19 protein-coding genes are annotated in these 24,291 nt (G+C 61.3%); 17 read left to right on the top strand and 2 right to left on the bottom strand.

All coding sequences use genetic code 11. The annotated features are described in order from the left end of the window. Positions 1-11 precede the first annotated feature (11 nt). The 15 genes from treZ (at position 12) to ACYZT0_RS10315 (ending at position 17,595) form a co-directional block, all read left to right on the top strand. Positions 12-1,808 carry a malto-oligosyltrehalose trehalohydrolase gene (treZ, locus tag ACYZT0_RS10385; RefSeq protein ID WP_462045748.1) on the top strand — a complete coding sequence of 599 codons (1,797 nt, stop codon included), beginning with the start codon at positions 12-14 and terminating at the stop codon, positions 1,806-1,808. Then, positions 1,805-3,883 (top strand): 4-alpha-glucanotransferase, encoded by a 2,079-nt coding sequence (gene malQ / locus ACYZT0_RS10380; RefSeq protein WP_462045747.1) that lies wholly within the window; start codon positions 1,805-1,807, stop codon positions 3,881-3,883. Before treZ ends, malQ begins: the two co-directional genes overlap by 4 nt. Beyond that, positions 3,880-6,666, top strand: coding sequence for a malto-oligosyltrehalose synthase (locus tag ACYZT0_RS10375; protein ID WP_462045746.1), 2,787 nt, complete (start codon positions 3,880-3,882; stop codon positions 6,664-6,666). The genes malQ and ACYZT0_RS10375 overlap by 4 nt, the downstream gene beginning before the upstream one ends. 21 nt (positions 6,667-6,687) lie before the next feature. Further along, positions 6,688-7,005 (top strand): DUF2934 domain-containing protein, encoded by a 318-nt coding sequence (locus tag ACYZT0_RS10370; protein ID WP_462045745.1) that lies wholly within the window; start codon positions 6,688-6,690, stop codon positions 7,003-7,005. A gap of 114 nt (positions 7,006-7,119) precedes the next feature. Next, positions 7,120-9,279, top strand: a complete 2,160-nt coding sequence (gene glgX, locus ACYZT0_RS10365; protein ID WP_462045744.1) for a glycogen debranching protein GlgX — start codon at positions 7,120-7,122, stop codon at positions 9,277-9,279. A 1-nt stretch (position 9,280) separates the two neighbouring features. Continuing rightward, positions 9,281-10,267, top strand: coding sequence for an acyl-CoA dehydrogenase family protein (locus tag ACYZT0_RS10360; RefSeq protein WP_462045743.1), 987 nt, complete (start codon positions 9,281-9,283; stop codon positions 10,265-10,267). After that, the gene (locus ACYZT0_RS10355) at positions 10,264-11,022 is read left to right on the top strand and encodes a PIG-L deacetylase family protein (RefSeq protein ID WP_462045742.1); all 759 of its coding nucleotides are present in this window, start codon (positions 10,264-10,266) and stop codon (positions 11,020-11,022) included. Before ACYZT0_RS10360 ends, ACYZT0_RS10355 begins: the two co-directional genes overlap by 4 nt. Continuing rightward, on the top strand, positions 11,019-11,594 hold the full coding sequence (locus ACYZT0_RS10350) for an SAM-dependent methyltransferase (protein ID WP_462045741.1): 576 nt from the start codon (positions 11,019-11,021) through the stop codon (positions 11,592-11,594). Before ACYZT0_RS10355 ends, ACYZT0_RS10350 begins: the two co-directional genes overlap by 4 nt. After that, on the top strand, positions 11,591-12,250 hold the full coding sequence (locus tag ACYZT0_RS10345) for a glycosyltransferase family 2 protein (RefSeq protein ID WP_462045740.1): 660 nt from the start codon (positions 11,591-11,593) through the stop codon (positions 12,248-12,250). Before ACYZT0_RS10350 ends, ACYZT0_RS10345 begins: the two co-directional genes overlap by 4 nt. Before the next feature lie 120 nt (positions 12,251-12,370). Further along, positions 12,371-13,129 carry a PIG-L deacetylase family protein gene (locus tag ACYZT0_RS10340; protein WP_462045739.1) on the top strand — a complete coding sequence of 253 codons (759 nt, stop codon included), beginning with the start codon at positions 12,371-12,373 and terminating at the stop codon, positions 13,127-13,129. 72 nt (positions 13,130-13,201) lie between these two features. Continuing rightward, positions 13,202-14,002: an endonuclease/exonuclease/phosphatase family protein gene (locus tag ACYZT0_RS10335; RefSeq protein WP_462045738.1), complete on the top strand. Its 801-nt coding sequence runs from the start codon at positions 13,202-13,204 to the stop codon at positions 14,000-14,002. Between the two features lie 427 nt (positions 14,003-14,429). Beyond that, complete coding sequence (locus ACYZT0_RS10330; protein WP_462045737.1) at positions 14,430-15,503, top strand: autotransporter domain-containing protein; 1,074 nt, start codon at positions 14,430-14,432, stop codon at positions 15,501-15,503. A gap of 242 nt (positions 15,504-15,745) precedes the next feature. Then, positions 15,746-16,270 carry a tetratricopeptide repeat protein gene (locus ACYZT0_RS10325; protein ID WP_462046539.1) on the top strand — a complete coding sequence of 175 codons (525 nt, stop codon included), beginning with the start codon at positions 15,746-15,748 and terminating at the stop codon, positions 16,268-16,270. A gap of 54 nt (positions 16,271-16,324) precedes the next feature. Continuing rightward, entirely contained in the window at positions 16,325-16,822 is a 498-nt protein-coding gene (locus tag ACYZT0_RS10320; RefSeq protein ID WP_462046538.1) for an RNA polymerase sigma factor, read from the top strand. Beyond that, on the top strand, positions 16,819-17,595 hold the full coding sequence (locus ACYZT0_RS10315) for an anti-sigma factor family protein (protein WP_462045736.1): 777 nt from the start codon (positions 16,819-16,821) through the stop codon (positions 17,593-17,595). Before ACYZT0_RS10320 ends, ACYZT0_RS10315 begins: the two co-directional genes overlap by 4 nt. A 127-nt stretch (positions 17,596-17,722) precedes the next feature. Here the strand turns inward: ACYZT0_RS10315 and ACYZT0_RS10310 are convergent, their stop codons facing one another. Beyond that, positions 17,723-19,024 carry an ATP-binding protein gene (locus ACYZT0_RS10310; RefSeq protein ID WP_462045735.1) on the bottom strand — a complete coding sequence of 434 codons (1,302 nt, stop codon included), beginning with the start codon at positions 19,022-19,024 and terminating at the stop codon, positions 17,723-17,725. Positions 19,025-19,028: 4 nt separating this feature from the next. Next, complete coding sequence (locus ACYZT0_RS10305; RefSeq protein WP_462045734.1) at positions 19,029-19,730, bottom strand: response regulator; 702 nt, start codon at positions 19,728-19,730, stop codon at positions 19,029-19,031. A 267-nt stretch (positions 19,731-19,997) separates the two neighbouring features. Here ACYZT0_RS10305 and ACYZT0_RS10300 point away from each other — a divergent pair, with 267 nt between their 5' ends. Further along, a complete protein-coding gene (locus tag ACYZT0_RS10300; RefSeq protein WP_462045733.1) occupies positions 19,998-21,155 on the top strand; it encodes an efflux RND transporter periplasmic adaptor subunit in 1,158 nt (385 codons plus the stop codon). A 15-nt stretch (positions 21,156-21,170) separates the two neighbouring features. After that, a complete protein-coding gene (locus ACYZT0_RS10295; protein ID WP_462045732.1) occupies positions 21,171-24,269 on the top strand; it encodes a multidrug efflux RND transporter permease subunit in 3,099 nt (1,032 codons plus the stop codon). The last annotated feature ends 22 nt before the right edge of the window (positions 24,270-24,291 follow it).

Here is a 24,291-nt window from a genome sequence, read left to right as displayed (position 1 = left end):
GGTTTTCATAGATGCCGTTACGGACCCTTGAGACCTGGCCCCACGGCGCAATCATGCTGGACGCAGAACACACGCGTTTTGCCTTGTGGGCGCCAGATGCGTTGTACGTCAGTGTCGAACTGGAAGACGGACAATCCTTGCCGCTAGTGCCTCAGGCCCATGGCTGGTTCGTGATCAACACCCGCTGCCCCGCCGGCACGCGTTACCGCTACAACATTGATGGGGAGCTTGCGGTGCCCGACCCGGCCTCCCGCGCGCAGGACGGTGATATCGACCGCCACAGCGTGGTGGTCGATCCCCTTGCTTACCAATGGCAACACAGCGCTTGGCTCGGTCGGCCGTGGAATGAGGCGGTGATCTACGAATTGCACGTCGGTGCGCTCGGCGGCTACAGCGAAGTCGAGCAGCACCTGTCGCGCCTTGTCGAATTGGGCATCAGCGCGATCGAACTGATGCCGCTGGCGCAGTTTCCCGGCGATCGCAATTGGGGCTACGACGGGGTTCTGCCCTATGCGCCCCAAGCCTCCTACGGTTCCCCCGAACAACTCAAACACTTGATCGACACCGCCCACGGTCATGGCCTGGCGGTGATCCTCGACGTGGTCTACAACCACTTCGGCCCGGATGGCAATTACCTGCATCACTACGCCAAGGGCTTCTTCCGAGAAGACAAGCACACCCCGTGGGGTGCGGCGATCGACTTCCGGCGGCGAGAGGTGCGGGACTTCTTCATCGACAACGCGCTGATGTGGTTGTTGGAGTACCGCTTCGACGGTTTGCGCCTGGACGCGGTGCATGCCATCGAAAGCCCGGACTTTCTACAGGAACTGGCGCAACGGATCCGGCAGCAAACCGATCCGGCGCGGCATGTGTGGCTGACGGTCGAGAACGAACACAACCAGGCCAGCTTGCTGCAAGAAGGGTTTGACGCGCAGTGGAACGATGACGGCCATAATGCCTTGCACGTGCTGCTGACCGGCGAAACCGACGCCTATTACGCCGACTACGCCGACGATCCCACCGAACAACTGATGCGCTGCCTGAGCCAGGGTTTCGTGTTTCAGGGCCATATCAATCGCCATGGCGAAGCCCGAGGCGAGCCCAGCGGGCACTTGCCGCCCAGCGCGTTCGTGCTGTTTCTGCAGAACCATGACCAGATCGGCAATCGCGCGTTTGGCGAACGGCTGCATCAGCTGACCAACCTGGACGCGTTACACGCAGCGACAGCGCTGTTGCTGCTTTCACCGATGATCCCGCTGATGTTCATGGGCGACGAGTTCGCCGCCGAAGAACCATTCCTCTTTTTCACCAGCCATCACGGTGAACTGGCGGAACTGGTTCGCGAAGGACGACGTAACGAGTTTGCCGCATTCAGCGCGTTTGCCGATCCTCACAAGCGCAAACAAATTCCTGACCCGAACGCGCCACAGACCTTTGAAGCTTCCCGACCGACGCTGACGGCACCCCAGGGCTGCGCGATGCATGACCTGTATCGCCAGCTGTTGCAGATCCGCCATGAGCAGATCATCCCGCATCTGCCCAATACTCACCCACTGGGTGCCGAGGTACTGGCCGAGGGTGCTGTGACTGCGCGCTGGCGACTGGGCAACGGCAGTGAGCTGCGCATTGACCTGAACCTCAGCGACAAGCCTGTGGTCCACTCCCCACAGGCCGGCGCTTCGTTGTTGTATGAACATCCCTCTAAGTCCGCCGACCTGCTGGATCAGGGCACCCTTGCCCCGTATTGCGCGCTAGTCAGCCTCACAGCCGCAGCCCATATGCTACCCCCGGATGGAGAGCGCCAATGAGTGATGCGCAACTGGAAATACTGGCCAGCCGAGCTGGCCTGGCTGTCGACTGGATCGACGCCAACGGCCGCCCACAGAAAGTCGCCCCATCAGTGTTACGCAACGTCCTTACCGGACTCGGCCACCCGGCCGGCACCGCCCGGGAAATCGACGCCAGCCTGCTGGAACTGCAACAGGTGCAACAGACCCGGCCTCTACCGCCGCTACTCACCGCAGATTTCGGCGTCGGCCTCAGCCTGGCGCATTACTTTGAGCCTGAGACACCGTGCGAGATCCACCTTGAAGATGGCGCGCGGCTCAACCTGAAACTGGATGCCGAGGCGATGCTGCCCGGCCTGGTCCCGGTCGGCTATCAGCACGTCAGCATCGACGGCCAATCGTTTACCTTGGCCGTCGCGCCGACGCGCTGCTACAGCGTCGGCGATGCCGTCGACAGTCCGATTCCGCGTACCTGGGGCCTCAGTGTGCAGCTGTACTCGCTGCGTCGCACCGGCGATGGCGGGTTCGGCGATACCCAGGCGCTGGAAGACCTGGCCCGTGTGGCCGGCGAACGCGGTGCCGAAGCGCTGGCGATCAGTCCGTTGCATGCGATGTTCAGCAACGACACCCAGCGTTACAGCCCTTATTCGCCGTCCAGCCGTTTGTTTCTCAACAGTCTGTACGCCGCACCGGGCGCAATCCTGGGTGAACGAGCGTTGCGTACCGCGATTGATGCAACCGGCCTGGCTGCAGAACTCAAGCACCTCGAAGAATCGCCTTTGATTGATTGGCCGGTGGCGGCCGAAGCCAAACATCGTCTGTTACAGGCGTTGTACGAAGGGTTTGTCCAGGGCGAACACCCGTTGCATGAGGACTTCAGCAGCTTCCGCCATGCTGCTGGCGAAGCCCTGGAAAACCACTGCCGCTTCGAAGCCATTCAGGAAGCCCGCGCCGCCAAGGGCGAAAACCTCGACTGGCGGCAGTGGCCCGAGCAATGGCAAGACCCGCGCAGCGCTGCCCTGGCCGAATTCGCCGAAGAGTACGCCGCACGCATCGGCTTCTTTGCCTTCTGCCAATGGCTGATCACGCGCTGCCTGGAGCGCGCGCAAACCGCCGCCCGCAGCAGTGGCATGAGTATTGGTCTGATTGCCGATCTGGCCGTCGGTGCCGATGGCGGTGGCAGCCAGGCCTGGAGTCGCCAGGACGAATTGCTCGCCTCGCTGACCGTGGGGGCACCACCGGACATCCTCAACCGCACGGGTCAGGGCTGGGGGATTTCCGCGTTCTCGCCCGAAGGCCTGGTACGCAACGGCTTTCGCGCCTTCATTGAAATGCTCCGAGCCAACTTCGCCCACGCCGGTGGCCTGCGCATTGATCACGTCATGGGCCTGCAACGGCTGTGGGTAATCCCCAATGGCGCGTCACCCGCCGACGGCGCCTACCTCTATTACCCGGTGGACGACCTGCTGCGTTTGCTGACCCTCGAGTCCCATCGTCATCAGGCCATCGTCCTCGGTGAAGACCTCGGCACCGTGGCGGATGGTCTGCGAGAAAAGCTTATCGCGCGTTCGATCCTTGGGATGCGCGTGCTGCTGTTCGAACAGGACAACGCGCACTTCAACACGATTCTCGACTGGCCGGACAACGCCCTTGCGACCACCAGTACCCATGACCTGCCGACGCTCAATGGCTGGTGGCATGGCCGCGATATCGACTGGAACGCCCGACTGGGTCTGGTCGACGCCCCGGGTGAAATTGAATGGCGCCACCACCGCGAACGCGAGCGCGAAGGCCTGCGTCGGGTGTTGAGCGAGGATCCGCAGAACTTTCGCGAAGAGTCCCATGAAACCGATCAGGTGCTCGACGCCGCAATACGTTTCCTCGGTCATACCCGCGCGCCACTGGTGTTGCTGCCGCTGGAAGATGCCTTGGGTATCGAACAGCAGGCCAACTTGCCCGGCACCACCGACACGCACCCCAACTGGTCCCGACGCTTGCCCGGCAACAGCGAAGCCTTGCTCGACGACCCGGATGCCGCCCGGCGCCTGGAACTGCTCGCCTGTGCGCGACTTCAGGCGGCCGAGCGTGACCAATGAATCAAACGATTATCCAACCGCTGCGGGCGACGCAGCGGCTGCAATTTCATAAAGGCTTCACGCTGGACGATGCGGTGCCGCTGGTGCCGTACTTTGCCAGCCTCGGCATCAGCCATGTCTACGCGTCGCCACTGCTGAGCGCCCGCGCCGGTTCCATGCACGGCTACGACGTCGTCGACCCGACCACTGTCAACCCGGAGTTGGGTGGCGAAGCGGCGTTGCGGCGTTTGGTCAGTGCATTGCGCGAACAGAAAATGGGATTGATCCTCGACATCGTTTCCAACCACATGGCCGTCGGCGGTGGCGACAATCCCTGGTGGCAGGATTTGCTGGAATGGGGACGTCTGAGCCCTTACGGCGAGTTCTTCGATATCCAGTGGCATTCACCCGATCCGTTGATGACAGGCCAGTTGCTCTTGCCCTTCCTCGGCAGCGACTACGGCATTGCCTTGCAAGACGGCACCCTGCCCTTGCGCTTCGATGCGCAGAAGGGCGCGTTTTATGTCGAGCACTACGAGCATCACTTCCCGATCTGCCCGACCCATTACGGCGAACTGCTCAGAACCGATGACCCGCTGAACGCCGAATCGCTCAAGTCGCTGGCAGACCGTTTCAGCACCCTGAGCTACCAGACCGACGCCCATAGTCTGGCGATACCGCTGAAAGCAGAGTTGCGTGAACTGGCCGGCGACCCGGCGACTCTGCAAGCCATCCAGCAAAACCTCAGCGCTTACGACTCGCTCACCGCCGACGGTTTCCACCGCCTGCACGTGTTGCTTGAGCAACAAAGCTATCGCCTGGCCAGTTGGCGCACAGCGGCTGATGACATCAACTGGCGGCGTTTTTTCGATGTCAACGAACTGGGCGGCCTGCGCGTCGAATGCCCCGCCGTGTTCGAAGCCACCCACGCGAAAATCTTCGAGCTGGTGGCCGAAGGCCTGGTCGACGGTCTGCGCATCGACCACATCGACGGCCTCGCTGACCCTCGGGGTTACTGCCGCAAACTGCGGCGGCGGGTCGACAGCCTATCGCCGGATCGGCACCTGCCGATCTACGTCGAGAAGATCCTCGGCGAAGGTGAAACCCTGCACCGTGACTGGTCGGTGGATGGCACCACGGGTTACGAGTTCATGAATCAGTTGTCACTGCTGCAACATGCTCCCGAAGGTGCCCACACTTTGGGCGAACTGTGGAATCGATACAGCGAGCGGCCCGCCGATTTCCGTCAGGAAGCGCAACTGGCCCGCCAGCAGATCCTCAACGGCTCCCTGGCCGGAGACTTCGAAAGCGTCGCCCAGGCCCTGTTGCAAGTGGCCCGGGATGACCTGATGACCCGCGACCTGACCCTCGGTGCGATTCGTCGAGCGTTGCAGGAACTGATCGTGCATTTCCCGGTGTACCGCACCTATATCAGCCCCCGTGGGCGCTCGTCTGAAGACGATGTGTTTTTCCAACAGGCCATGGACGGTGCCAGGCTTACCCTCGGCGAGGCCGACTGGCCGGTGCTCGATAGCCTGGCCAGCTGGCTGGGGGGTGAATCATGGCGTAAACGCCCATTGGGCCGGCCGCGCAAGATGCTCAAGCATGCCTGCGTACGTTTTCAGCAGCTGACATCGCCGGCGGCGGCGAAGGCCGTGGAAGACACCGCGTTCTATCGCTCCGCGACGTTGCTGTCGCGCAATGACGTGGGGTTCAGTACCGAGCAGTTCAGCGCGCCGGTGGCCGATTTCCATGCGGCTTGCGCCAATCGCCTCGAAGCATTTCCCGATAATTTGCTGGCCACTGCGACCCACGACCACAAACGCGGCGAAGACACCCGCGCGCGCCTGGCGGTATTGAGCGAGCGCAGTGCCTGGTACGCCGAGCAAGTGCCGCTCTGGCAGGCCCTCGCCCGGCCCCTGCGCAACGACGACCAAATGCCGACGACGGGCGATGAGTTGATCCTCTACCAAGCGATCCTTGGCAGCTGGCCGCTCGATTTGCGCAGTGACGATCAAGCAGCGCTTGAAAACTACACTCAACGTGTGTGGCAGTGGCAACAGAAAGCCTTGCGTGAAGCCAAGTTGCAAAGCAACTGGAGCGCGCCGAACGAGGCTTACGAACAAGCGGTTCAGCAATTCTTGCGGCGACTATTGCTGAGCCCTGAAGGCGAACTGTTGCGCGCGGCCTTATGCAAAGCGGCCAAAAGCATCGCCGTCCCCGGCGCACTCAATGGATTGGCGCAAACCTTGCTGCGCATGACCGTGCCGGGGGTGCCGGACCTTTATCAGGGTGCCGAGTACTGGGACTTTTCGCTGGTCGATCCGGACAACCGCCGGCCGGTGGATTACGCCAGCCGCCAGCAGTCCATGCGGGCGCCGTGGGAATTGTCTGAGCTGCTGACTGACTGGCGGGACGGGCGCATCAAGCAAACCCTGATCGCTCGTACGTTAAACCTGCGGGTCGAGCACACCGAGCTGTTTCGGCGAGGGACGTATCAAGCCCTTGAAGTAGTCGGCAGCCAGGCTCACCGGGTGCTGGCATTTGCTCGCTCGCTGGAAGGAAAACGGGCCATCGTGATCGTACCGATACGCTGCGCAGAATGGCTGAAAAACAGTGTCGAACCACGGATTGACGCGCCGCTGTGGGGCGATACACGGGTCAAATTACCGTTCACCACCCCTGATGAAAATTTGAAGGGACTTTTTTCCAGCGTGGCAGTCACACCCCAAAGAGAGCTGGGCATCAGCACCGCGCTGGGGGATTTTCCGATCAATCTTTTTATCCAAACTACCCCAACTTGAGTTCAGTTCAGGAGCATTGCGATGAGTACCGACGATAAACGCATCCGCGAGTTTGCCTATCAGATCTGGGAATCGGAAGGAAAACCCGAGGGTCACGAAGCCCGCCACTGGGAGATGGCCCGCAAACTGGCTGAAGCCGAAGCCCTGGCACCGAGCAAGTCGCCCAAAGCCGCTGTCAGCAAAACCGTCGGCGCCAAGGCCCCAGCCAACAAATCCACCAATGGCAAGGCCGAGCCAAAAGCCAAAGCCAAGCCCGCCGCGGCATCGAAGGTGATCCCGCCGGGCGAAAAAGCCACCGAGAAGAAGCCTCGAGCAGCGCGTAAACCGCCCGCTGTCTGACGACGCTCACCGTTGACCTGATTGATTTCGTGGCGAGCCCTCTCGCCACCGAGGGCTCGCTCGCCCTCAAAAAAAACCAGAGCCAAGAACTGTCCCCCCTTTGCAGGAGCAACTATGACCAATCCAAATAAAGCCGCGCCAGAACCTCACGTCGAGGCCTCGCGAATTCGTGAAGGCTTGCCCTTCCCGCTGGGCGCGACCTGGGATGGCCTAGGGGTCAACTTCGCCTTGTTTTCCGCCAACGCCACCAAGGTCGAGCTGTGCATCTTCGATGATGCTGGCGAGGTCGAACTGGAACGTATCGAATTGCCGGAATACACCGACGAGATCTACCACGGCTACCTGCCCGACGCCCATCCCGGGATGATCTATGGCTACCGTGTCTACGGCGCGTACGACCCGGCCAACGGTCATCGCTTCAACCACAACAAACTGCTGATTGACCCCTACGCCAAACAATTGGTCGGCCAGTTGAAATGGTCCGAAGCGCTGTTTGGCTACACCATCGGCCACCCCGACGCCGACCTCAGTTTCGATGAACGCGACAGCGCCCCGTTTGTACCCAAGTGCAAAGTGATCGACCCGGCTCACACCTGGGGCCACGACCATCGGGTCAGCGTGCCGTGGGACAAGACGATCATTTATGAGACTCACGTGCGCGGCATCAGCATGCGTCACCCTTCCGTCCCCGAGAACCTGCGTGGCACCTTCGCCGGGTTGATGGTCGATGACGTGCTGGAACACATCCGCAAACTCGGCGTGTCGACGGTGGAATTGCTGCCGATTCATGCCTTCGTCAATGACCAACATCTGCTGCACAAAGGCATGACCAATTACTGGGGCTACAACAGCATCGCGTTCTTCGCCCCCGACCCGCGCTACCTGGCCAGCGGCAAGATCGCCGAGTTCAAGGAGATGGTCGCGCACCTGCACGAAGCGAATCTTGAAGTGATCCTCGACGTGGTCTACAACCACACCGCCGAGGGTAATGAGCAAGGCCCGACCCTGTCCATGCGCGGCATCGACAACGCCTCCTACTACCGCTTGATGCCCGACGACAAGCGCTTCTACATCAACGATTCCGGCACCGGCAACACCCTGGACCTGAGTCACCCGTGCGTACTGCAAATGGTCACCGATTCCCTGCGCTACTGGGCTTCGGAAATGCACGTGGACGGCTTCCGCTTCGACCTGGCGACCATTCTCGGGCGCTACCACGATGGCTTCGACGAACGTCACAGCTTCCTCGTCGCCTGCCGCCAGGACCCGGTGCTGCGCCAGGTGAAGATGATTGCAGAAGCCTGGGATTGCGGCCCTGGTGGTTATCAGGTCGGTAACTTCCCGCCGGGCTGGGTCGAGTGGAATGACAAATTCCGTGACACCGTGCGTGCGTTCTGGAAAGGCGACGACGGCCAACTAGCCGATTTCGCCAGTCGCATGACCGCTTCCGGCGAGATGTTCAATCAGCGGGGTCGGCGGCCGTATGCCTCGGTCAACTTCATCACCGCCCACGACGGCTTCACCCTTAACGACCTGGTGTCGTACAACGACAAACACAACGAAGCGAACGACGAGGACAATCAGGACGGCAGCAACAACAACCTGTCCTGGAACCACGGCGTCGAAGGCCCGACCGACGATCCCGAAATCAACGAGCTGCGTCAGCGGCAGATGCGCAACTTCTTCGCCACGCTGCTGCTGTCCCAAGGCACGCCGATGCTGGTGGCCGGCGACGAATTCGCCCGGACCCAAGAGGGCAACAACAACGCCTATTGCCAGGACAGCGAAATCGGCTGGGTCAATTGGGACCTGAGCGAAGACGGCAAGGCCCTGCTCAAGTTTGTAAAACGCTTGATCAAGTTACGCCTGGCCTACCCGATCCTGCGTCGCGGTCGGTTCCTAGTCGGCAATTACAACGAAGACATCGGCGTCAAGGACGTCACCTGGCTCGCGCCGGATGGCAGCGAAATGTCCATAGAGCAATGGGAGGAAGGTCATGGCCGCTGCCTCGGCATGCTGCTCGATGGCCGCGCCCAGGAAACCGGTATCCGCCGCAAGGGCGCCGACGCCACCCTGCTGCTGGTGGTCAACGCGCATCACGACATCGTCAATTTCCTTCTGCCAGAAGTGCCCGACGGCGGTTTCTGGACCTGCATGATCGACACCAATCAACCGTCGATTCGGGGCCAGGAACGCTTCGAATTCGGTCACGAATATTCAGTCACCGGCCGTTCGCTGCTGCTGTTTGAATTGCAGCGTGAGGAAGAAGAGTGAAATGGACCTTCAGGGATTTCTCCAGCGTCAGCCAGCGGATTACGCCGACACTCAAGCGTTAGGCCGGTGCCTGCGCGCGCTGGTGGCGGCGGGTCTCGATCAGCTTCCGCTGCCCGGCGGTGGCCAGACACTGGAGCGATTTCAGCGTCTGGCCGAGGTCGGCGGTCATGATCTTGGGTTGTGCAAGTTGTACGAGGGGCATACCGACGCCTTGGCGATCATCCAGCAACTCGGCGGTTCGCCGACGCCTTCCAGCATGTGGGGCATGTGGGCTGCAGAACCCCCGCAAGTGCGAGTGCGGGTCAGTCAGGGTCAGAGGGTGGCGTTGAATGGGCGCAAAGCCTGGTGTTCGGGTGCTGCGGTGTTGAGTCACGCCTTGCTCACGGCGTGGGATGAACACGACCGACAACAACTGGTCGCGGTGGCGCTGGACCAACCCGGCGTGACGGTCACTGATCAGGGCTGGCAAGCCGTGGGCATGAGCGCCACCGCCAGCGTCGAGGTGCTGTTCAAAGGCGCTGAGGCGCAAGCCATTGGCAACCCCGGCGACTACCTGCAACGCCCAGGCTTCTGGCAAGGCGGGATCGGCATTGCCGCTTGCTGGTACGGCGCGGCGCAAAGCATCGCCGAGCGCCTGCGCCGTCACTGCGTACACGGTGAAGAACCCCATGCTCTCGCTCACCTGGGTGCCGTCGACAGCGCGTTGCATGCCGCCGCCCAAGTGTTGCGTACCAGCGCATGGACCATCGACGCCGCGCCACTGGATGACGCCGAACGTTTGGCCCGCCGCGCCCGCGCGGTGGTTGAACAGTCCGCCGAACAGGTCATCCGGCATGTCGGCCGCGCGCTCGGAGCCGGCCCCTATTGCAAGGACCGACAGTTCGCCCGACTGATGGCCGACCTGCCGGTATTCCTGCGTCAAAGCCATGCCGAACGGGACCTCGCCGCGCTTGGGCAGCAGGTTCTGACGGAGACATGGATGTTATGAAAACCAACCCCATCGTCGGCCAGGGAACGCCTCTGCATTTATGGCAAACCTCACACCATTTGGCGCAGTTGCCAGTGACGGACATCCTGACACTGGTGCCGCAAGGCTCGCGAGCAGTGATCATCGCCCCCCATCCGGACGACGAAGTGCTGGGGTGTGGCGGCTTCCTGCAATTACTCGCCGCGGCTGGCCGGCCGCTGCAACTGATCTCCGTCACCGATGGCAGCGCCAGCCATCCCGGTTCCAAGCGCTGGCCGGTGGAACGCCTGAGCGTGGTCCGTCCGCAGGAGTCAGCCCAGGCTCTGCGTCGTCTCGGCCTGCCGCTGCACAGCCTGAAATGGCTGCGCGGTGGTTTCGCCGACAGTCAGGTGGCAGCACGGGAAGCCGAGTTGTGCGCGTTCATCGAACGTCATCTGCGGCCCAACGATGTGGTCTTCACCACGTGGCGCGAAGACGGCCATTGTGATCACGAGGCCGTGGGGCGTGCCAGTGCCGAGGCGGCAAAACGGGTGGGGGCGACGCTGCATGAGCTGCCCGTCTGGACCTGGCACTGGGCAACCCCCGAAGACAGTTTCGTGCCTTGGCACCGGGCGCGAAAGATTCTGTTGGCCCCAGCGCTGGTGGCGCGCAAACGGCACGCCATTCATGCCTTCGCCAGCCAACTGGAGGGCGACCCGCACATCGGCTTGCCCCCGGTGTTGGCAACCTATGTGCTGGACCGACTGCTGCAACCGTTTGAAGTGGTGTTTCTATGAGCGTCGAGGATTGCTATTTCGACGGTTTGTTCGCCGGCAACGACGATCCTTGGGCTTTCCGTCAGCGCTGGTACGAACAGCGCAAACGCGCCATAACGTTGGCCGCGTTGCCCCGGCCGCATTACCGCGCGATCTTCGAGCCGGGTTGCGCCAACGGGGAGTTGAGCGCTGATCTGGCCACACGCTGCGATCGCCTGTTGTGTTGCGATACCGCAGCCGCCGCCGTGGCGCTGGCTCGGACTCGCCTGAGCGTTTTCGACCACGCCGAAGTTCGCCAAAGTCGCCTGCCGGGCGATTGGCCGAGCGAGCAGTTCGACCTGATCGTGCACACCGGAGACCTCAAGTGCCTGATCGAACACGCCACCCGGTCACTGACCGCCGACGGCCAGCTCCTGGCCTGTCACTGGCGCCCACCGATCGATGGCTGCCCGCTGAATGCCCGGCAGGTCCATGACTTGCTCCATGAACAGTTGCACTTGCCGCGTCTGGTCCTGCATCAAGAGGCCGATTTCCTGTTGGAACTCTGGAGCCGGGAACCGCGCTCCGTGGCCGCTCTGGAGGGCTTGCGATGATTGGCATTTTGATCCCGGCGCATAACGAAGAAGACTTGCTCGAAGAGTGTCTGCTAGCCGCTCTGCTCGCAGCGCAACATGAGTTGCTGAACGGCGAAACGGTCGAAGTGCTGGTGGTACTCGACAGTTGCACCGATCGTTCATCAGAGATTGTCGGCCGTTATCCGGTGCACAGCCTCGCGATCGAGGCGCGTAACGTCGGCCAAGCGCGCGCCGCCGGCGCGCGGTTTCTACTGGATCGAGGGGTGCGCTGGATTTCCTGCTCCGATGCCGACAGCCGGGTTGCCCATGATTGGCTGGTGGCTCAATTGGCCCTCGGCGCCGACGCGGTGTGTGGCACGGTCAAGGTGGATGCGTGGCACGCGTCATTCGATGAGTCGGCGCAAATTCGCTATCACCAGCGGTATCAGGCACGAGAAGGTCATCGGCATATTCACGGTGCCAATCTGGGGATTAGCGCTGACGCTTACCGGCGTGCCGGTGGTTTCGAACCGCTGGCCAGCGACGAAGATGTGCAACTGGTGCGGCAACTCGAACGCTGCGGGGCGAAAATTGCCTGGAGCCAACGTCCACAGGTGCTCACCAGTGCCCGCCTGGACAGTCGTGCTCGGGGGGGATTTGGCGATTTCCTGCGAGACATGGTGCAGGTCGGATAGAAAACGTACTGGATGGAACATCGAGGCGACGAATAGCCTTACATGAGCAATACTCTGCTCGCGGCAATCCAGGGTTTGGAGCGCTGCACATTGCTATCAACGAGAACAAGGACGTAGCCCATGAAATTGGTTTCCATCAGCGAAAGCAGCCTGCCAGCACAGATCTGGAACAGCGCCCCACAACTGGACAACATTCCTGTCATCAGCACTCAGACCCTGGTTCCCGCCGGCGCTCGCGCTGTGGTGATAGCCCCGCATCCCGGCGATGAAGTCGTGACCTGCGGCGGCCTGCTTCAGTTACTCAGCTCCCTGGGTCATCCTCTGCAATTGATCTCGATTACCGATGGCAGCGCCAGCCATCCGGGCTCGCAACAGTGGTCGGAGAAACGCTTGAGCGTGTTCCGCCCCCAGGAAAGCCTCGAAGCCTTGCGCCGGCTCGGGTTGCCGATGCACAGCCTGAAGTGGATTCGTGGCGGCTTCACCGACAACGCCCTGGCCGAACGGGAGTTTCAATTGACTCAATTCATTGCCCGTTATTTACGCCCCGGGGATGTGGTGTTCAGCACCTGGTGCAAGGATGGAAATGTTGACCATGACGCCGTCGGCCGGGCCAGCGTCAAGGCCGCGGCCATGGTCGGCGCGTCGTTCAACGAAGTACCGGTCTGGGCCTGGCACTGGCCAACACGCGATCGAGGGCTCATCCCGTGGCATCGTGCGCGCAAGGTGCGCCTGGATACCTGGACCGTCGCGCGTAAAAGCCACGCCACCCACGCCTACGCCAGCCAGCTCGACGGCGAACCGGCCATCGGCCTCGCCCCGCTGCTGCCCCCGGTGCTTCTGGAGCGGATGCGGCTGCCTTATGAAATTGTCTTCGTCTGAACGAAAAACGCTGAACTGCCCGCCCCCGTATCAGTCGCATACATAAGCAGCCCTGATTCAGAGGAGTGAAGCGTGACCAGTGATTCCAAGTGGCAGGCCGTCGAATCATCTCCATCGAACACACCTCCGGCGATTGATCGACTGAGGGTGCTGACGGTCAACACCCACAAGGGTTTTACCGCACTCAACCGACGTTTCATCCTCCCGGAACTGCGTGAAGCGGTACGCAGTACGTCGGCGGATCTGGTGTTCCTGCAGGAAGTCGTCGGTGAACACGACCGCCATTCCTCTCGCTATAACGAGTGGCCGCAGACCTCGCAATACGAGTTTCTGGCCGACAGTATGTGGAGCGACTTCGCCTACGGTCGCAACGCGGTCTACCCCAACGGTCACCACGGCAATGCCCTGTTATCGAAATACCCGATTCGCGAACACCGCAACCTCGACGTCTCGATCACCGGCCCCGAACGTCGCGGCCTGCTGCATTGCGTACTGGACGTACCGGGCCACACCGAAGTCCATGCGATCTGCGTTCACTTGAGTCTGCTGGAAAGCCATCGCCAACTGCAGCTCCAGCTACTTTGCCAACTGCTCGAATCGTTACCCGACGATGCGCCAGTGATTATCGCCGGCGACTTCAACGACTGGCAGTTGCAAGGCAACACGGCGCTCGCCCGACGCGACGACCTGCATGAAGCCTTCGAGCGCCACCACGGCCGTCCGGCGAAGACGTATCCGGCACGCTTCCCGCTGCTGCGTCTGGATCGAATTTATCTGCGCAATGCCAGCAGTCATGAGCCGCGAATACTGGGGCATAAGCCCTGGACGCATTTGTCGGACCACTTACCGTTGGCGGTGGAAGTGCATCTGTAGCGGTTCAACCACGAGCCGAAACAAATTATCGGTTCCAACCTCATTATTGACAGTAATAAACAGCGAGAATCAGTCAGCGATCGGCTCAATCGGAGCCGATTGAAGACCGACTGTCGGCTGACAAACGCCTCTGATCTGCGGGTTTCGAGATGATTTTTCGTACAAACAAGAACTTAGATAAACGCAGAAAAACAAACAGTTGCAACGCAAAAATTAGCCATACCGCTCATCGTTCATTTTCTTGACGCAGTGGCATCGGTCTTCTTAGCTACACGTACTACCCCCGGAAATACCACCAGGGGCAACCCCCCAGACACTCGCAAAATCGGGCGGTCAGCGGCTTGCCCCACTACATTCGGTCGCCCCTCATTCGGGGTAGGAGAGACGCCAGAGCGAGACACGGCATGCGATTGCAAGGTAGACCTCCATGAGAACTTCATTCACCCAACAAGAGATCAAAGTCACTTTTTGCACTGTCTCGAGTTCACTCCTTCTGTGCTCATCCATGGAAGTACAGGCAGGGCCGGCAGAGTATGAAACAACGCACTGGTACCGTCAGGATGTTCCGGTCATGACCTTGCCCACCGTCATGATCACCGCCCCCTACCCCGGCCATTTCAGCGCCGCCTCCGATACACGAAGTTCACACCTGACCATCGAAGACGCCGCTCCTTCGACCTGGGATCAGGTGTATGGGCAGGCTTCGCGGCAGGCACAAACCGATTTTCTGGCTCAGGGGTTTTCTAACCCTGGCAATAGCGAATTCAAAGGCCCGGCGATCCTGACTCTGCAAAGCGGTAGCGGTCATACCCAGCGGGTCGGACTGGTCGGGGGCCTGACTCAGTTACAGGGCAACAGCAACGGGCTGCTGACCAGTCGCGCTCTTGCTGACACCAACAACGACACCCTCAACCTTGAAGGCCAGAGCCTCGGCGCCTACTGGAGCTTGACCGGGCCCCAAGGCTGGCACGTGGATTTGACGGCCAGCGGCAGCCGGGTCAGCGGCTACAGCCGTAACGACCAGGGCGCTCGGCAAGCGACCGAAGGCAGTGCGGTGACGTTGTCGGTCGAAGGTGGTTTCCCCATTGGTCTTAGCGATAACTGGGTCGTCGAACCCCAGGCGCAGTTGATCAATCAACGCATTACCCTGGACACCCCGTATGCCGGCTCCGCCAATGCCTCCTCCAGCGACCTGACGTCCTGGAGCGGTCGGGTCGGTGCACGGTTGAAAGGTAGTTACGACTTCAACGGCCTGGGGGTTGAACCCTATGTTCGAACCAACTTGTGGCACACGGTGTACACCGGCAATACCGTGACCCTCGATGAGGTCGACAAGATCAGCAGCAGCCGCAATTCATCGACCGTCGATGTGGGTTTGGGGTTGGTGGCCAGAGTGACGCCGGCCGTGAGTCTTTACCTCAGCGCCGACTACAGCAGTTCTGTGGATGACAATGATTTGAACGGGTTGATCGGCAGTCTGGGTGTGCGGATGCGTTGGTGAAGATCCGGCTTGAAGAAATGTTTTATCAGGGCTGATGCCATCGCGAGCAAGCTCGCGATGGGCCTCACCCTCATCTGACTACCCCTCACCGCGACAAATGCCGCATTTGAGCTTTCCTTGCAAAGACCGCCACAAAGAAATGAATAATTGTTCACCCTGTGGTGTTCACTTCTCATCATCCATGAGAATTGCCCATGAACAACTCAAGCCTGAACTGGCCGACACGTTACGACCGCCTGACCATGAGCCTGCACTGGCTGACCGCTTTGCTGTTGCTCGCCGTCGCGTTATCCAGTTCACTTGCATTCGCCCATGGCGATGAGGAGGAACCGGCCAAACCCAATTGCCCTAAAGGCCAGGTCTGGGACAGCAAGCAGCAGCGATGCTTGAAGCAAACCAGCAGCCTGGTACCGGACGCCGACCGCACCGATTACGCTTATCGTCTGGCCAAGGACGGTCGCTATGAGGAAGCGCTGGCCCTGCTCGATACCCTCAAAGAGCCAAACACCGCCAAGGCCTTGAACTATCGCGGCTACGCCACGCGTAAACTGGGGCGAACCGACGAAGGCATCAGTTTTTACCTGCAATCGGTCAAACTCGACCCGCACTACGCGCAGGTTCGCGAATACCTCGGCGAAGCTTATGTCATCAAAGGTCGGCTGGACCTCGCTCAGGAACAGTTACAGAAGATCAAGTTGATCTGCGGCAACACCTGCGACGAATACCAGGACCTGGCCGAAGCCATCAACGATTCATCGAAAACCTGACACACCGAGCAGACGGAGGTCGCCATCGCCAGCGATCAGGCAATACGGGCAGAACTGGGCCAGCATCTGGCGCGACTATGGCGCTACGGCCTGCTGTTGTCCCGGCAACGGCATGTCGCCGAGGACCTGGTGCAGGCGACCTGCGTGCGGGCACTCGAGCGTGCCGGGCAGTTTGTCCCCGGCACCCGTATGGACCGCTGGTTGCTGAGCATTCTGCATTCGATCTGGCTCAACGAAGTCCGCGCCCGAAGGGTGCGTCATGGACAAGGGTTGGTAGATGCCGACAACGCCTTGTCGTTCGATGGCGAATACGCGGCGCAAACCCATGTCCTCGCGGCTCAGGTGATCCGGCGTGTGGATGCCCTGCCCGAAGCCCAGCGGGAAACGGTGTTTCTCGCCTACGTCGAGGGCTTGTCCTACCGCGAAGTGGCCGAAGTGCTGGACGTGCCCATCGGCACTGTCATGAGTCGCCTGGCCACTGCACGCGCGAAACTGGCCGAGTACCCGCCCTTGCACACCGTGCCGAACCCCTCCACTGGAGAACGTCGATGAACGACCACGCACCCCCGACGATACCCTCGGATGAGCAACTGGTGGCCTACCTCGACGACCAGCTCGACACCGAACAGCGCACCCGCATCGACACAGCTATCGCCGAGGACCCGACGCTCAACCTGCGCCTTCAATGGCTGGCCCGCAGCAGCCTGCCGTTCAAGGAGGCCTACGATGAATTGGGGCGACAGGTGCCCATTGATCGTTTGCAGTCCATGCTCGACACCTTGCCTTCGCCCGAACGCCCAGCGATGAATCGGCGTTGGTTCCTCGCGGCAGCCGCTGGCCTGGTGGTGAGTGGCGTGTTGGCGGATCGGCTGTTCCTCGGTTGGCAGTTGAGTCAGCAAAATAACAACTGGCGCGGGCTGGTGGCCGACTACATGTCACTTTACGTGCCGCAAACCCTGGACCACTTGCCCAGTGACGAAGCCGCTCAGCGGGCGCAACTGCGGACCATCGATGCGCGTCTGGGCCTGAATCTTGTGCCGGCGCAACTGGCCTTGCCACGGTCCGAGTTCAAGCGCGCGCAAATCCTCGAGTACGACGGCGTCGCCATTGCCCAAATCACCTATCTTGACCCGGCGCACGGCCCCATGGCGCTGTGCGTCACCCGCTCCAACAGCGGCAGCCGGCATTTCGCCCAGGAGCGCCGGCACGGGATGAACATTGTCTATTGGGCTGACATGGAACATGCCTGGATGCTGATCGGGCATAACCCGGCGTCTGATTTGGAAGACATGGCGAAATTGTTGAGAAGTCGGCTGAGCGCGTAGTCATATCGATCGTTCCCACGCTCCAGCGTGGGAATGCATCAAGTGACGCTCTGCGTCACAGGGACGCGGAGCGTCCCGGGCAGCATTACCACGCAGAGCGTGGGAACGACCCATCAATGCCTAGGCGTCAGGCAGGGGTCGGCAACCATAGACGAAACCGTGCGCCGCCCAGCGGCGATGCTTCAACGGTCAGCGTACCGCCCTGAGCCTCCAGCGCTCGCCGACTGATCGCCAATCCCAGACCAAACCCGCCAGTCGCCCGGTCCCGACTGCGGTCCAGCCTATAAAACGGTTCGAAAATCCGCTCCCGCTCCTCATCCGGAATACCGATCCCGTCGTCGTCCACCCAGATTTCGGCCCCCTTGGCACACACCCGCACGCCAATCTGGATGCGTTTTTCGCAGTAGCGCATCGCATTGCGCAGCAGGTTCTGGAGTGCGCGGGCAGTCAGGCGTGGGTCAAGGCTGAAGCGTTCGAGCTGGCCGTGGAGCAGCACGTCGATGACGATGTCCGGGGATTCCAGTTCTTCATCGACGCTGCCGAGGATGCTGTCGATGAATTCATCCAGCGACACTTCGACCTGCTCTGGCAGCCGCGCCGGGTTTTGCAGACGGCTGTAGGACAACAGTTCCAGCACCAGTTCGTCGAGCTCGCGAATGTGCGCGACCAGACCTTGCAGACGCTCGCGACTGGCGGCTGGCAAATCGTCGGACAGCGCAAGCGCCAGGCCGAAATCCAGTCGTGTCAGGGGCGTGCGCAGTTCGTGCGAGACGGCATTGAGCAGATCGCGTTGCTGGTTGAGCAGGTTTTCGATGTCGCCGGCCATGGTGTCGAAGACATTAGCCAGGCTGCCGATGTTGGAGCTCTGGGAAATCTGTGTGCGCTCGCTCAAATGCCCCTTGCCGAAACGTTCAGCCGTACCTTTGAGGCGTTCCAGATCACGCCAGTGCGGGCGCAGCCACAGCAACAGACAGGCGAGCATGGTCGCGCCGATCAGAACGTTGATGCTCCAGTACAACAGGCTGACGTCCATCGGGTCCGGCGGCACGACCATCTCCACCACGGTCTGCCCGTTCAGCGGCGACACCGCCAGGGTGCGCCAGCCCCAGTCACCAATGCGCACGACGTTCTCGCCACGCTGCAAACGTTCCCGCTCATCACGGGTGAAATCGGCATCGTCGTTACCGGTCAAGACGATGTGCAGCGGCTGGAATTCCTCGTCCATCTCGGCGGCCAATGCCGGCCATTGTTCCGGGGGCACGGCATGAAACTGTTTGACAATGAGGGTTTGTAACCCGCGGGAGTAATCGAGGTTGTAGGTGACAAACCGTTCATGGAAGACCTTGATCACCAGATCCGGCACCAAGTAGATCGCCGCGCTGAACGAGACAATGGTCACCAGGTACAGGCGAAACAGGATTCTGAACATCGCCTCAGCATTCCCACTCGGAACGGCTAAACAGGTAACCCTTGCCCCACACGGTTTTGATCTTGCGCGCCTCGCCAGCGTGGTCGTCAAACTTGCGCCGCAGCTTGGAAATCGCCACGTCCACCGAGCGGTCGGTGCCGTTGAATTCGATGCCGCGCAGGCGTTGCAGAATCTGGTCGCGGCTCAGCACTTCGCCGGCATGCCGAGCAAGCACCACCAGCAAGTTGTACTCGCCGCTGGACAGCTCAACCAGTTGCTCGCGCCAGGTCACGGTGCGCTCGGAAAGATCGACGCACAGATTGCCCATCAGAATGCGGTCGTTGGCCGTCTGTGGTTCAGCCAGGCTGCTGCGCCGCAGCAAGGTCCGCACCCGGGCCAGCAACACGCGCGGTTCGCAGGGTTTGGTGACGTAGTCGTCAGCGCCCATTTCCAGGCCTAGCACCTGATCGTGGCTGTCATCGCGGGCGGTGAGCATCAGGATCGGCAGCGTTGCCGAATCGGCGCGCAGCAAACGGCAGACTTGCAGGCCGTCGAGCCCCGGCAGCATCAGGTCGAGGATTACCAGGTCCGGCGGATTGACCCGCGCACGCTCGCGCACAGGGTCACCACGGCTAATCACGCTGACCGAATAGCCGTTGCGTTCCAGGTAGCTGGCGATCAGTTCGGAGAGCGCGGTGTCGTCTTCGACCAGGAGAATGTTGGGCATGGGGGTGTTCCAGAAAGTGCAGTGGCGTTTGATAGACCGCTTTCGCGAGCAGGCTCGCTCCCACAGGGGACCGCACTTCAACTGTGGGAGCGAGCCTGCTCGCGAAAGCAATCTATCAATCGCAATAGAAATCGAGGCGTGAAGGATATACGCCCTCACGCACCCGCGAGTAAAACCCTTACACAATTTCACACAGCGCCTACAAAGCTTCACCGCTACTCTCGCCGCCTCCCCGTAGGATGCCGGGGTCATTATTGGGATACCTACATGTCAAAGAATCTGCTGGCCAGGCTCAGCCTGATTGCACTGGCGTTGACGCTGAGCGCTTGTGACAAGTCCTCCATCGCTGAAGAACAGGCGCCTCTGGCCACGGTTCGCATCGAGACCCTCTCAGCCCGGCCCCTGTCGATCACCAGTGAACTGAGCGGGCGGATTGCTGCGCCACGGATTGCCGAAGTCCGTGCGCGAGTTGCCGGCGTGGTGTTGCAACGGGCCTTCCGTGAAGGCAGCGATGTGAAAAAAGGTGATGTGCTGTTCCGTATTGACCCGGCGCCGTTCAAGGCAGACCTGGACAGCGCTGAAGCGGCGCTGCGCAAGGCTGAAGCCAATGCGTTCCAGGCGAAACTACAAGAGCAGCGTTACGCGCAGTTGATCGAAGGCAACGCCATCAGCGGCCAGGATTATGACAACGCCCGGGCCGGTGTCCGGCAAACCGCTGCCGACGTCGCCGCGAATAAAGCCGCCGTGGAGCGGGCGAAACTCAACCTCGGTTACGCCACCGTCACGGCACCGATTTCCGGACGCATCGGCCGCGCGCTGGTGACCGAAGGCGCACTGGTCGGGCAGAACGAAACCACACCACTGGCGCTGATTCAGCAACTGAACCCGATTCATGCCGACCTCACCCAATCGACCCGCGAACTCAACGACCTGCGCCGGGCGTTCCGTTCCGGCCAGTTGCAACAGGTCGGTCAGGATCAGGCCAAAGCCACGCTGATCCAGGACGACGGCAGTCTCTATCCGTTGCCCGGCAAGTTGCTGTTCGCCGACATCACCGTCGACCCGGGCACCGGTCAGATCATTCTGCGCAGCGAATTTCCCAACCCGGACCTCGACTTGCTGCCGGGCAGCTTCGTTCGCGTGCGTCTGGAGCAAGCGGTCAATCAGCAAGGCATCAGCGTGCCGCAACGGGCCATCCAGCGTGACAGCGCCGGTATCGCCCACGTGTTGTTGCTCGACGCCGAACAGCGGGTCGGCCAGCAACCGGTCGAACTGGGCGCCGTGCAGAACGATCGCTGGATCGTCACCAGCGGCCTCAAGCCCGGTGATCGCATCGTCACTGAAGGCCTGCAGCACGCCCGTCCCGGCGAGCAGGTGCAGATCGACGACACCCCTCTTCCACTTGCCCAGGCTTCTGGTCAGTAAGCAGGACGCTTATTTATGCCGCAGTTCTTTATCGACCGCCCGGTGTTCGCCTGGGTGGTTGCCCTGTTCATCCTGTTGGCCGGCGCCCTGGCCATTCCACAGTTGCCTGTGGCGCAATACCCCAACGTCGCGCCGCCGAAGGTCGAAATCTACGCCGTGTATCCGGGTGCCTCGGCGCAGACCGTGGACGAAAGCGTGGTCAGCCTGATCGAGGAGGAACTCAACGGCGCTGACCACCTGCTGTATTTCGAATCCCAGAGCAGCCTGGGCAGCGCCACCATCACCGCGACGTTTCAGCCGGGCACTGACCCGGAAATGGCGCAGGTCGATGTACAAAACCGCCTGAAGGTGGTCGAGTCGCGCCTGCCTCAAGCGGTGACGCAGCAGGGCTTGCAGGTAGAAAAAGTCTCCGCCGGTTTCCTCCTGCTGATCACCCTCACGTCCAGCGACGGCAAGCTCGATGACGTAGCGCTCAGCGATTACCTGGCGCGCAACGTGATGAACGAGATCAAGCGTCTGGACGGCGTCGGCAAAGCACAGCTGTACGGTGCCGAGCGGGCAATGCGGATCTGGATCGACCCGCAGAAGCTGATCGGTTTCAACCTGACCCCGGCCGACGTCAACGCCGCCATCGTCGCCCAGAACGCACAAGTCTCGGCGGGTAGCATCGGCGACCTACCGACCCGCACCACCCAGGAAATCACCGCGACCATTCTGGTCAAAGGTCAGCTGTCGACCCCTGAAGAGTTCGCTGACATCGTGTTGAAAGCCAATCCCGACGGTTCTACCGTACGCATCGGCGATGTGGCGCGGGTCGAGATCGGCAGTCAGGAATATCAGTTCTCTACCCGCCTGAACGGCAAACCGTCGACCGCCGTCAGCGTGCAGTTGGCGCCGGGCGCCAATGCCTTGAGCACCGCGACGCTGGTGCGGGCAAAGATGGACGAACTGGCGCGCTACTTCCCGGCAGGCGTCGAGTACAAGATCCCGTACGACACCTCGCCCTTTGTCAAAGTCTCGATCACCAAGGTGGTTTACACCCTCGGCGAGGCGATGTTGCTGGTGTTTGCTGTGATGTTCCTGTTCCTGCAAAACATCCGCTACACGCTGATTCCAACCCTGGTGGTGCCGGTGGCGCTGATGGGCACCTTTGCGACTATGTTGGCGCTGGGGTTCTCGATCAACGTGCTGACCATGTTCGGCATGGTGCTGGCGATCGGCATCCTGGTGGATGACGCGATCGTGGTGGTGGAAAACGTCGAGCGAATCATGGCCACCGAAGGCCTGTCACCCAAGGAAGCAACCCGCAAGGCAATGAAGCAGATCACCGGAGCGATCATCGGCATCACGCTGGTGCTGGTCGCGGTGTTCATTCCGATGGCGTTCATGCAGGGTTCGGTCGGGGTGATTTACCGGCAGTTCTCCTTGTCGATGGCCACTTCGATTTTGTTCTCGGCGCTCCTCGCCCTGACCTTGACCCCGGCGCTGTGCGCGACGCTGCTCAAGCCAATTGCCAAAGGCGAGCATCACGAGAAACGGGGGTTTTTTGGCTGGTTCAACCGGCGTTTCGAGCAACTGACCGCGCGTTATCAGGGCTGGGTAGCCTATGCGTTGAAACGTACGGGCCGTTACCTGTTGATCTACGGCGTGTTGCTGATCGGATTGGGCGTGTGCTTCAGTCGCCTGCCCTCCTCGTTCCTGCCGGTGGAAGATCAGGGCTACACCATCACCGACATCCAATTGCCACCGGGTGCAAGCAAGAACCGCACGGTGCAGGTGGTCGAACAGATCGAAGCCCACAACGCCACTGAACCCGGCGTTGGCGACAGCACGGTGATTCTCGGCTTCAGTTTTTCCGGTAGCGGGCAGAACGCCGCGTTGGCGTTTAGCACGCTCAAAGACTGGTCTGATCGGGGCAGCGACGACTCGGCGAGTTCGATTGCCGACCGCGCCAACATCGCGTTGAGCCAGATCAAGGACGCCGTGGCCTTTGCGGTTCTGCCGCCACCGGTGGATGGCCTCGGCACGTCCAGCGGTTTCGAATTCCGCTTGCAGGACCGTGGCGGCCTCGGCCATGCCACGCTGATGCAGGCGCGTAGCGAGTTGCTGGCGGCCGCCGAGAAAAGCCCAATCCTGATGAACGTGCGCGAAAGCGCCCTGGCTGAAGCGCCGCAGGTTCAGCTGGAAGTCGACCGCAAACAGGCCAACGCGTTGGGCGTGTCCTTTGCCGACATTGGTAACGTGCTGTCCACGGCCGTCGGTTCGGCCTATATCAACGACTTCCCCAATCAGGGGCGGATGCAGCGGGTGGTGGTTCAGGCTGAAGGCGATCAGCGCAGTCAGGTCGCGGATCTGCTGAAGATTCACGTGCGCAATAACGCCGGGGAAATGGTGCCGCTGTCGGCCTTCGTCCGGGCCAAATGGACCCAGGGGCCGGCGCAATTGACTCGCTACAACGGCTACCCGGCGATCAGCATTTCCGGCGAACCGTCGCCCGGTCACAGCACTGGCGAAGCCATGGCCGAAATCGAACGGCTGGTGGCGCAAGGCCCGGCGGGGTTGGGCCAGGAATGGACCGGGTTGTCATTGCAGGAACGCTTGTCCGGCAGCCAGGCACCGATTCTGCTCGGGCTGTCGCTGTTGATCGTGTTCTTGTGCCTGGCGGCGCTCTATGAGAGCTGGTCGATTCCGACCTCGGTGCTGCTGGTGGTGCCGCTCGGCGTACTCGGCGCGGTACTGGCCGTGACCTTGCGCGGAATGCCCAACGACGTGTTCTTCAAGGTCGGGTTGATCACCATCATCGGTCTGTCGGCGAAGAACGCGATCCTGATCATCGAGTTCGCCAAGAGCCTGTACGACGAAGGCCATGACCTGATCGACGCCACCCTGCAAGCCGCGCGCCTGCGCCTGCGGCCGATTGTCATGACGTCGCTGGCGTTCATCCTCGGCGTGGTGCCGCTGGCGATTGCCACCGGGGCCAGTTCAGCGAGCCAGCAAGCGATCGGCACCGGGGTGATTGGCGGGATGATCACGGCGACGCTGGCGGTGGTGTTTGTGCCGGTGTTTTTTGTGGTGGTGATGAAACTGGTGCGCAAGCGGCATAAGGGAATCTAACCTACATGCATCCCTTGTAGGA

It is taken from the genome of Pseudomonas sp. ZS1P83 (genome assembly GCF_054897825.1).
This window is presented reverse-complemented; position numbering and strand designations above follow the sequence as displayed.

Excerpts from the sequence above, each read along its gene's own strand:
- ACYZT0_RS10350 (WP_462045741.1), top strand. The coding sequence starts at position 11,019 with ATGAGCGTCGAGGATTGCTATTTCGACGGTTTGTTCGCCGGCAACGAC.
- ACYZT0_RS10305 (WP_462045734.1), bottom strand. The coding sequence starts at position 19,730 with ATGCCCAACATTCTCCTGGTCGAAGACGACACCGCGCTCTCCGAACTG.
- ACYZT0_RS10370 (WP_462045745.1), top strand. The coding sequence starts at position 6,688 with ATGAGTACCGACGATAAACGCATCCGCGAGTTTGCCTATCAGATCTGG.
- malQ (WP_462045747.1), top strand. The coding sequence starts at position 1,805 with ATGAGTGATGCGCAACTGGAAATACTGGCCAGCCGAGCTGGCCTGGCT.
- ACYZT0_RS10295 (WP_462045732.1), top strand. The coding sequence starts at position 21,171 with ATGCCGCAGTTCTTTATCGACCGCCCGGTGTTCGCCTGGGTGGTTGCC.
- glgX (WP_462045744.1), top strand. The coding sequence starts at position 7,120 with ATGACCAATCCAAATAAAGCCGCGCCAGAACCTCACGTCGAGGCCTCG.
- ACYZT0_RS10315 (WP_462045736.1), top strand. The coding sequence starts at position 16,819 with ATGAACGACCACGCACCCCCGACGATACCCTCGGATGAGCAACTGGTG.
- ACYZT0_RS10340 (WP_462045739.1), top strand. The coding sequence starts at position 12,371 with ATGAAATTGGTTTCCATCAGCGAAAGCAGCCTGCCAGCACAGATCTGG.
- ACYZT0_RS10300 (WP_462045733.1), top strand. The coding sequence starts at position 19,998 with ATGTCAAAGAATCTGCTGGCCAGGCTCAGCCTGATTGCACTGGCGTTG.
- ACYZT0_RS10345 (WP_462045740.1), top strand. The coding sequence starts at position 11,591 with ATGATTGGCATTTTGATCCCGGCGCATAACGAAGAAGACTTGCTCGAA.
- ACYZT0_RS10325 (WP_462046539.1), top strand. The coding sequence starts at position 15,746 with ATGAGCCTGCACTGGCTGACCGCTTTGCTGTTGCTCGCCGTCGCGTTA.
- ACYZT0_RS10360 (WP_462045743.1), top strand. The coding sequence starts at position 9,281 with ATGGACCTTCAGGGATTTCTCCAGCGTCAGCCAGCGGATTACGCCGAC.
- ACYZT0_RS10310 (WP_462045735.1), bottom strand. The coding sequence starts at position 19,024 with ATGTTCAGAATCCTGTTTCGCCTGTACCTGGTGACCATTGTCTCGTTC.
- ACYZT0_RS10375 (WP_462045746.1), top strand. The coding sequence starts at position 3,880 with ATGAATCAAACGATTATCCAACCGCTGCGGGCGACGCAGCGGCTGCAA.
- treZ (WP_462045748.1), top strand. The coding sequence starts at position 12 with ATGCCGTTACGGACCCTTGAGACCTGGCCCCACGGCGCAATCATGCTG.
- ACYZT0_RS10330 (WP_462045737.1), top strand. The coding sequence starts at position 14,430 with ATGAGAACTTCATTCACCCAACAAGAGATCAAAGTCACTTTTTGCACT.
- ACYZT0_RS10355 (WP_462045742.1), top strand. The coding sequence starts at position 10,264 with ATGAAAACCAACCCCATCGTCGGCCAGGGAACGCCTCTGCATTTATGG.